Source organism: Sphingomonas sp. (assembly GCF_040398505.1).
In the GTDB taxonomy this organism is placed as follows: Bacteria; Pseudomonadota; Alphaproteobacteria; order Sphingomonadales; family Sphingomonadaceae; genus Sphingomonas.
The window spans coordinates 1-2,457 of record NZ_JBBATX010000183.1 but is presented as its reverse complement, the minus strand read 5'-3'; the positions used below and the strand labels follow the sequence as shown (position 1 = coordinate 2,457).

The following is a 2,457-nucleotide window of genomic DNA, read 5'->3' as shown; positions in this document are numbered from 1 at the left end:
GCTTGCCCTCCCCCGCGCCGTTCCCTACCTGTTCACCGATGAGTCTCCCCGCCCCCCAGAGTCCGGCGTCCCCCGATGACCCTCCTTATCTGCGCGGCCTCAACGCCCCGCAGCGCGAGGCCGTGCTCACCACCGAAGGCCCCGTGCTGGTCCTCGCGGGCGCAGGCACCGGCAAGACCGCCGCGCTCACCGCGCGCCTCGCGCACTTGCTCAACACGCGCAAAGCGTGGCCGAGCGAGATCCTCAGCGTCACCTTCACCAACAAGGCCGCGCGCGAGATGCGCCACCGCGTCGGGCGGCTGGTCGGCGATGTGGTCGAGGGTATGCCGTGGCTCGGCACCTTCCACGCGATCGGCGCGAAGATGTTGCGCCGCCACGCCGAACTGGTCGGGCTGCAAAGCAATTTCACCATCCTCGACACCGACGACCAGTTGCGCCTGCTCAAGCAACTCATCCAGGCCGCCGATCTCGACGAAAAACGCTGGCCCGCAAGGGCGCTCGCCGGGCTGATCGACGGCTGGAAGAACAAGGGCCTCACGCCAGCGCAAATCGATGCGGGCGAGAGCGAGCTCTACGCCAATGGCCGCGGTCAGGAACTCTACGCCGCCTATCAGGCGCGCCTGATCGCGCTCAACGCCTGCGATTTCGGCGATTTGCTGCTGCACATGCTCGTCATCCTGCAGCGCGACCGCGACGTGCTCGCCGACTATCAGCGCAAATTCAAATACATCATGGTCGACGAATATCAGGACACCAACAGCGTCCAGTATCTCTGGCTCCGCCTGCTCGCGCAGGAGCGCAAGAACATTGCCTGCGTCGGCGACGACGACCAGTCGATCTATTCGTGGCGCGGCGCGCAGGTCGAGAATATCCTGAAATTCGAGAAGGATTTCCCCGGCGCGAAGATCATCCGGCTCGAGCAGAATTACCGCTCCACCCCGCACATCCTCGGCGCTGCCTCGGGCGTCATTGCCAACAATAGCGGCCGCCTTGGCAAGCAGCTCTGGACCGAGCTCGACACGGGCGAGAAGGTCAAGGTTTTGGGCGTGTGGGACGGCCCCGAGGAAGCGCGCCGCGTCGGCGAGGAAATCGACACAGCACAACGCGCGGGCAAGAGCCTCGACGACATCGCCATCCTCGTGCGCGCGCAGCATCAGACGCGCGAGTTCGAGGACCGCTTCATTGCCACCGGCATTAATTACCGCATCGTCGGCGGCTTCCGCTTCTACGAACGCGCCGAAATCCGCGATGCGCTGGCGTACCTGCGCGTCGTCGCCCAGCCCGCCGACGACCTCGCCTTCGACCGCATCGTCAACGTCCCCAAACGCGGCCTCGGTGACAAGGCCGTCGCGCGCGTCCACCAACTCGCCCGCGCGCAAGGCGTCCCGCTCGTCACTGCGGCTGCGCGGATTCTCGACACCGACGAACTGACCGGCGCCGCGCGGAAAGCGCTCGGCAACCTCGTCATCGACATGGCGCGGTGGCGCGCGCAGATGACCGAAATCCCGCACGGCGACCTCGCGCGGATCATCCTCGACGAAAGCGGCTACACGTCCGTGCTCCAGGCCGAGAAATCGGTCGAGGCCTCGGGCCGGCTCGAAAACCTCACCGAACTCGTCCGCGCGATGGAGGAGTATGAAAGCCTCGGCGCGTTCCTCGAACACGTGTCGCTGGTCATGGACAATGAAGCCGCCGCCGAGGAGCCCAAGGTCACGATCATGACGATCCACGCCGCCAAGGGCCTCGAATATGACACGGTCTTCCTCGTCGGATGGGAAGAAGGCCTGTTCCCCTCGCAACGCGCGCTCGACGAAGGCGGCACCAACAGCCTCGAGGAGGAACGCCGCCTGGCGTATGTCGCGATCACCCGCGCGCGCCGCCGCGCGATCATCCTCCACGCCGCCAACCGCCGCATCTACGGCCAATGGACCAGCAGCATCCCGAGCCGCTTCGTCGGCGAACTGCCCTTGGAGCATATCGAATCGGAATCGAGCATGGCCGGCGGCGAAAGCCTGTGGCGCGCCAATTGGTCCGAACGCGCCGACCCCTTTGCCGACGTCGCGCGCGGCGCCGGGCGCGGCCCCGGCTGGCAACGCGCGGCGGGGGGCGACGTCGCGAAGCCGGGCGGCAGTTTTGCGAGCCGAACCTTCACCCGCGAACCCTCGCGCGTGCGGGAGTCGAGCGCCCCGGCGGTCAGCATCGGCAATGCCGGCCGCGCGGATGTGTCGGTGGGGATGCGCGTCTTCCACCAGAAATTCGGCTACGGCACGATCGCCGAGATCGAAGGCAACAAGCTCGAGATTGACTTCGAAAGCGCCGGGCGCAAGCGCGTGATGGATAGCTTCGTGACGGTGGGGTGAGAACTCCCTCTCCCCCTCGGGGAGAGGGCCGGGGAGAGGGGCAGTATCGAGCGCCACCTTGGCCAATTGGCCAAAATGGTCTATCAACTTGGTCCAA

At 66.3% G+C, this 2,457-nt stretch carries 1 protein-coding gene; it reads left to right on the top strand.

The window, feature by feature from the left end; genetic code table 11:
• Window positions 1-38 precede the first annotated feature (38 nt).
• Window positions 39-2,360, top strand: coding sequence for an ATP-dependent helicase (locus tag ABWP09_RS14160; protein ID WP_353205763.1), 2,322 nt, complete (start codon window positions 39-41; stop codon window positions 2,358-2,360).
• Window positions 2,361-2,457: the final 97 nt, after the last annotated feature.

What these genes read in the sequence shown, in the direction of transcription:
- ABWP09_RS14160 (WP_353205763.1), top strand. Translation starts at nt 39, where the DNA reads ATGAGTCTCCCCGCCCCCCAGAGTCCGGCGTCCCCCGATGACCCTCCT.